Below are 6,586 nucleotides of genomic sequence, written 5' to 3'. Positions count from 1 at the left end.
TGCGCAATCCCCCGTACAAACCCAGTGACGGGGCCTCAACCGGAAGGTGAACGGCCCCCAAATAGTACCTGTGACCCTTGGCAAGTGGGCTTAGAATCGAATTGATTAATGAGGTGACGATACGACAAAGAGCCAACGTCACAAGGAAAAATTGCGTTTCCGAATTGGCGATGCTGCTATTGGAAAACTGTTTTACACCGCAGGCCGGCCGGAATTGTCAGGTCATCATTGGGTAAATCCATCAGCACGCCGACCGTGCCCGATGCCGCATCGAAGACCCTGTCGATCACCGCGATGCGGGCGGGGTGCTGGCCGCCGACCGGGTCCTCCGGTTCGATGGTGACGACCTGTCCGAGCGTCAGGTCGGGATAGTAGCCGATCGGCACGAAAGCCTCGACCCGGAGCGTATCGACGCGGGCGATGACCAGCAGCGGCTCCTCGGTCGTGCCGTATTCGCCGGGCGACAGCAGACGGTCGGTGACGACGCCGTTGACCGGGCTGATCAGGTCCTTGCGGCGCAACCGGGCCTCGGCCGCGCGGGCCTCGATCCCGGCGATGCGGCGTTCGGTTTCGCGTTGCAGCACGGTCTGGCGCGCGGCCTCTGCCTCGACCCGGGCCTCCTCGGCGACGCTGTCGGCTATAGCGTTGCGTTCAGACAGTTTTTCGGTCCGCTCGGCCACCGTCTCAAGCAGCTTCAGCCGGGCCTTGGCGGCGTCGATCGCGGACATGTCTTCGGCGCGGGCGCGGGCCACGTCCAGTTCTGCTTCTTCCAGCGTGGCATCCATTCGGGCGACCAGTTGACCGGCGGTGACGGTATCGCCGCGTTCGACCTCCACGCTGCCGACAATGCCGGCAACGGGGCTGGCCAGGTCGACGATGTCATAGGGGCGGATGACGCAAGGCACCGGGGCCAGGTCAGCCAGAGCCGGCAGGGGCAGGGGGAGGCATAGGGCCAGGGCCTTGAGAATACTGGATTGTTTCGCCATTCGGACCCCCATGTGCCAGATGATGCCCGACCTTAGTCCCGCCACGGTGAACGGGGCAAGGGTGCGTCGCAGCAGGTCGGCGATGGCCTGAACGACAAAAGGCCACCCGAAGGTGACCTTTTCGTCCAACCTGTTGAAACAGGAGGAAAATTGGAGCGGGCGATGAGATTCGAACTCACGACCCTTACCTTGGCAAGGTAATGCTCTACCCCTGAGCTACGCCCGCATCCGTTGGGTAGGGGAGCATGTATAAAGAACCGCAGGGGGGCGCAAGGGGAAATTTCGGGAAGATCGCAAAATTTTTTGCCTTACCCTGCGACACGGTTTCAGCACCGAACGGTACGTCGGTATCACGTCGGTATTGCGTCGGTATCCGGTCGGTGGATTTGCGGTTTGCGACAGCCAGAGGCCGCGCCCACAGGACGCCGTTCAGGCGGCGGCAGGGGACAGGGCGGGACCGGGCGAGAGGGCCCTGTGACGGGCCGAGCGGCTGCGGCCAGCCTTGGGGCCTGGAGGGGCCAGGCTTGGGGTCAGGGCGACCGCAGAATGGCCCGTGCGCTCCTCGCGCCCCAAACAAAAACCGCCGGCGCGGGGCCGGCGGTTCGGGTTTGCAAAGGGTCGGACCGGGTTATTCGAACTCGACCAGTAGATCCTTGGCGTCGATCTGGGCACCGGCGGTGATATGGACGGACTTGATCGTGCCGTCGCGGTCGGCATGCAGGCCGGTTTCCATCTTCATCGCCTCGATGGTCAGCAGCAGGTCGCCCTCTTTGACCTCGGCGCCGGCATTGACGGCGATGGAGGCGACGACGCCGGGCATGGGGGCCGCGACGTGGTTGGGGTTGGCCGGATCGGCCTTGGGCTGGGCTGCCTTGGACCCGGTTGCCTTGCGGTCCGGCACGCGGACGACACGGGGCTGGCCGTTCAGCTCGAAGAATACCCGGACCTCGCCGTCATCCTGTGTGTCGCCCACGGTGACAAGGCGGATTTCCAGGGTCTTGCCGGGGTCGATTTCGGCGGTGATCTCCTCTTCGGGTTTCATGCCGTAGAAGAAGGTCAGCGTCGGCAGGCAGCGCACCGGCCCGTAGGTTTCGTGGCGCACCGCGTAATCGGTAAAGACCTTGGGATACATCAGGTAGGCGTTCAGATCCTCGTCGTCGATCTCGATCCCGTCGAGGGTGCTGCTGATCTCCTTGCGCTTTTCCTCCAGGTCGATGGGGGCGAGGTGGGCGCCGGGGCGGTCGGTGTTGGGCTTGTCGCCCTTGAGCACCTTCTTGACGATCGCCTCGGGGAAGCCGCCGGGGGGCTGGCCGAGGTTGCCCTTCATCATGTCGATGACCGAGTCGGGGAAGCTGACATCCTTCTTGGGGTTCTCGACATCGGCGCGGGTGAGCCCCTGCGAGACCATCATCAGGGCCATGTCGCCGACAACCTTGGAGGAGGGCGTGACCTTCACGATATCGCCGAACATCTGGTTCACGTCGGCATAGGCCTGGGCGACCTCGTGCCAGCGTTCCTCGAGCCCCATCGAGCGCGCCTGCGCCTTGAGGTTGGTGAACTGGCCGCCGGGCATTTCGTGCAGGTAGACCTCGGAGGCGGGGGCCTGCATGCCCGATTCAAACGCCGCGTACTGGCCGCGCACGGCCTCCCAGTAGTTGGAGACCTCTCGCACGGCGGCGATGTCGATGCTGCTGGCGCGGGGGCCATGTTTCAGCGCCTCGAGCACGGATCCGAAGGTCGGCTGGGAGGTGTTGCCCGACAATGCGTCCATGGCCGCATCGACGATGTCGACACCGGCCGCGGAGGCGGTGAGGATCGTCGCGGTGGCCGCGCCCGACGTGTCGTGGGTGTGGAAGTGTATCGGGATGTCGACCGCGTCCTTGAGGGCGGGGAACAGCACCTCGGCCACGGGGGCTGTCATGACGCCGGCCATGTCCTTGATCCCGAGGATATGGGCGCCGGCCTTCTCCATCTCCTTCGCCATCTTGACGTAATAGGCGATGTCGTACTTGGCGCGGGCCGGGTCGAGCGCGTCACCGGTATAGCAGACCGTGCCTTCGCAGATCTTGCCGGATGCGATGACCGCATCCATGGCGACACGCATGTTTTCGACCCAGTTGAGACTGTCGAAGACGCGGAACACGTCGACGCCGGTTTCGGCGGCCTGGCGCACGAATTCCTGCACGACGTTGTCGGGATAGTTGGTGTAGCCCACCCCGTTGGAGGCGCGCAGCAGCATCTGGGTCAGGATGTTGGGCATCTTTTCCCGGATGTCGCGCAGGCGCTGCCAGGGGCATTCCTGCAGGAACCGGTAGGCGACGTCGAAGGTGGCTCCGCCCCAGCATTCCACCGAGAAGAGCGGCGACAGGTTGGCCGCATAGGACGGCGCGACCTTGATCATGTCGATGGAGCGCATCCGCGTGGCCAGCAGCGACTGGTGCCCGTCGCGCATGGTCGTGTCGGTGAAAAGCAGCTCGGTCTGTTCCTTGACGAACTTGGCCACCGCTTCGGGCCCTTCGGCCTCGAGCAGGTTGCGGGTGCCGAGCGGCACCTCGCCCTTGATCGGCGGGATGCGCGGCGGCTTGAGGTCCGGATGCGGTTTTGGGCGGCCCTGAACCTCGGGATGGCCGTTCACGGTGATGTCGGCGATGTAGGTCAGGACCTTGGTGCCGCGGTCGCGCCGTTTCTTGAAGTCGAACAGCTCGGGCGTCGTGTCGATGAACTTGGTCGTGTACTGGTTGTTCAGGAAGGTCGGGTGCTGCAGCAGGTTGATGACGAATTCGATATTCGTCGACACGCCGCGGATACGGAATTCGCGCAGGGCGCGGTCCATGCGGCGGATCGCGGCCTCGGGCGTGGCGGCCTTGGCGGTGACCTTGACCAGCAGGCTGTCATAATAGCGGGTGATGACGCCGCCCGCATAGGCCGTGCCACCATCGAGGCGGATGCCCATGCCGGTGGCCGAGCGATAGGCCGAGATGCGGCCGTAATCGGGGATGAAGTTGTTGGTCGGATCCTCGGTGGTGATCCGGGTCTGGAGCGCGTGGCCCGTCAGCTTGATATCGTATTGGGAGGCCTTGCCGGTCGCCTCGGACAGGGCCTTGCCCTCGGCGATCATGATCTGGGCCTGGACGATGTCGATGCCCGTGACCTCTTCGGTGACGGTGTGTTCGACCTGGACGCGGGGGTTCACCTCGATGAAGTAGAACTTGCCGGTTTCCATATCCATAAGGAATTCGACGGTGCCGGCGCATTCGTAATTCACATGGGCGCAGATCTTGCGGCCCAGTTCACAGAGCTCTTCGCGCTGCGCCTCGCTGAGGTAGGGGGCGGGGGCGCGTTCCACGACCTTCTGGTTGCGGCGCTGGACCGAGCAGTCGCGTTCGTAGAGGTGGTAGATGTTGCCGTGGCTGTCGCCGAGGATCTGCACCTCGACATGGCGGGCCCGGGTGATCATCTTTTCCAGGTAGCCCTCGCCGTTGCCGAAGGCGGCCTCGGCTTCGCGGCGGCCTTCCAGCACCTTCTCCTTCAGCTCCTTGGCGTTGGTGACGGGGCGCATGCCGCGCCCGCCGCCGCCCCAGGAGGCCTTGAGCATGAGGGGGAAGCCGATTTCTTCGGCCTCCTTGGTGATGGCGTCGAAATCATCGCCCAGCACGTCCGTGGCGGGGATGACCGGCACGCCGGCCTCGACCGCGACCTTGCGGGCGGAGGCCTTGTCGCCGAGCGCGCGCATCGTGGCGGCCTTGGGGCCGATGAAGGTGATGCCGGCGGCGTCGCAGGCATCGACGAAATCTGGGTTTTCAGAGAGCAGCCCGTAGCCGGGATGGATCGCGTCGGCGCCGGACATCTTGGCGACGCGGATGATCTCCTCGATCGAGAGATAGGCGGCGACGGGGCCCAGCCCTTCACCGATGCGGTAGGCCTCGTCCGCCTTGAAGCGGTGCAGGCCCAGCTTGTCTTCCTCGGCGTAGACGGCGACGGTTTTCTTCCCCATCTCATTGGCCGCCCTCATGATCCGGATGGCGATTTCGCCACGGTTGGCAATCAGGATTTTCTGGAAGTCGGCCATGGGGTCTTCTCCATGTGAGGGAAATATCAGCAGAGCAAACGACATGCCGCGCCGCAGCGCAAGGGGCGATTTGCGAAAAGCAAACTTGCCGACATGCAGAATGCAAATTTTGTAAAGTCCTGGCGCGGCCTGCACGAGGCGGGGCAGGCCGTGTTGGGCCTTCGCCGTGGCTGGCCCGTGGCGTGCGGGTCGCGCGGACACAAACGGCTTTGCAAATTTCACGCGCGGAAAGGGGCGCTGCCCCTTGCCGCCAAAGCTGCGCTTTGACGGCTACCCCGGAGTATTTGGGGCAAGATGAAGCAGGGGATGCGCCCGGCGGATCAGGACCAGAGCCTCTGGCGGGCCTCTTTCGGGGTGGCGATACCCATCTGTGTCATGGCGCTGTGCATGTCGTCGGTCAGGATATGGGTCACGTGATCGGCGCCGGAGGGGCCAAGCGCGGCCAGCCCCCAGAGCCAGGCGCGCCCCAGCATGACCATGTCGGCGCCGAGCGCGATGGCGCGCAGCACGTCCAGCCCGGACCCGACCGCGCCGTCATAGAGAATCGGTGCGTCCTCGCCCAGCACGGCGCGAATCCCCGGCAAGGCCGTGGGCGCGCCGGGGGCGGCGTCGAATTGCCGCCCGCCATGGTTCGAGACCCAGATGATGTCGACGCCATGGTCGCGCAGCATCACCGCATCCTCGGGATCGAGCACCCCCTTGGCGGCGATCGGGCCGTCCCAGTGATCGCGCAGTATGCGCAGGAAATCCGGGGTGGGGGCGCGGTGGCGCCCCAGCCCCACATGGCCGGTGCGGCCGGTCTTTTCGACATATTTCTCGAGCGTGCGGACCCGCGGCATGCCCTGGCGCAGCATGGTCAGCGACCAGACCGGGCGGAGCGCCGATTGCAGGAAGACTCGTGGCGTGATCCGGGGCGGGGTCTGCAGCCCCGAGCGGCGCGACCGTTCCCGGCGCGAGGGGCCGGGTACGTCCACGGTCAGCACCAGCGTATGAAACCCCGCAGCCCGGGCGCGGTCGAGCAGGTCGAGATTATGGTCAATATCTTCAGGGGGATAGAGCTGAAACCACCCCTGGTCGCCCATCACCGGGCCGACATCTTCGGGGGCGGCGGCGGCGACGGTGGAGAGCCCGAAGGGCAGGTTGTGGCGCACCGCGTTGCGCGCCAGCAGCTGTTCCGCATCGGGCCAGAAGAGCCCCGTCATACCCACCGGCGACACCCCGAACGGCGCGCCGTAGCGGCGGCCCATGATCGTGGTCGAGAGGTCGATCTCGGGCTGGCCGAGCAGCGCCTTGGGGGTCAGCATGACCTCGTCCAGGGCGGCGCGGGACCGGCGCATGGCCAGTTCATCGCCGGTGCCGCTGTCGAGATATTCGAAGGCGAAATGCGGGATCCGGGCGCGGGCGCGGCGGCGGAGGTCGGAGATTTGGGGGTAGCGGAAGTCGATGCTCATGATGGCGGATCATTGGCGCACGGCCCGGGACAGGCAAGCGAAAAGAGGTGCGAACAAGCCGTGAACATGCTCTTTCGTTT

3 protein-coding genes and 1 tRNA gene are annotated in these 6,586 nt (G+C 65.3%); all 4 read right to left on the bottom strand.

Annotation, left to right across the window (positions count from 1 at the left end):
• Window positions 1–176: 176 nt before the first annotated feature.
• A complete protein-coding gene (locus ATO9_RS23895; RefSeq protein ID WP_043749873.1) occupies window positions 177–986 on the bottom strand; it encodes an efflux RND transporter periplasmic adaptor subunit in 810 nt (269 codons plus the stop codon).
• A 151-nt stretch (window positions 987–1,137) separates the two neighbouring features.
• Window positions 1,138–1,212: transfer RNA gene (locus ATO9_RS13265), tRNA-Gly, on the bottom strand.
• Window positions 1,213–1,614: 402 nt separating this feature from the next.
• Window positions 1,615–5,055 (bottom strand): pyruvate carboxylase, encoded by a 3,441-nt coding sequence (gene pyc / locus ATO9_RS13260; RefSeq protein ID WP_043749635.1) that lies wholly within the window; start codon window positions 5,053–5,055, stop codon window positions 1,615–1,617.
• 320 nt (window positions 5,056–5,375) lie between these two features.
• Window positions 5,376–6,506 (bottom strand): alpha-hydroxy acid oxidase, encoded by a 1,131-nt coding sequence (locus tag ATO9_RS13255; RefSeq protein ID WP_043749633.1) that lies wholly within the window; start codon window positions 6,504–6,506, stop codon window positions 5,376–5,378.
• Window positions 6,507–6,586: the final 80 nt, after the last annotated feature.

Source organism: Pseudooceanicola atlanticus (assembly GCF_000768315.1).
Classification (GTDB): domain Bacteria; phylum Pseudomonadota; class Alphaproteobacteria; order Rhodobacterales; family Rhodobacteraceae; genus Pseudooceanicola; species Pseudooceanicola atlanticus.
The sequence above is the reverse complement of the archived record's forward strand: the minus strand, read 5'-3'. Positions and strand labels throughout refer to the sequence as shown.

Excerpts from the sequence above, each read along its gene's own strand:
- ATO9_RS23895 (WP_043749873.1), bottom strand. The coding sequence starts at position 986 with ATGGCGAAACAATCCAGTATTCTCAAGGCCCTGGCCCTATGCCTCCCC.
- pyc (WP_043749635.1), bottom strand. The coding sequence starts at position 5,055 with ATGGCCGACTTCCAGAAAATCCTGATTGCCAACCGTGGCGAAATCGCC.
- ATO9_RS13255 (WP_043749633.1), bottom strand. The coding sequence starts at position 6,506 with ATGAGCATCGACTTCCGCTACCCCCAAATCTCCGACCTCCGCCGCCGC.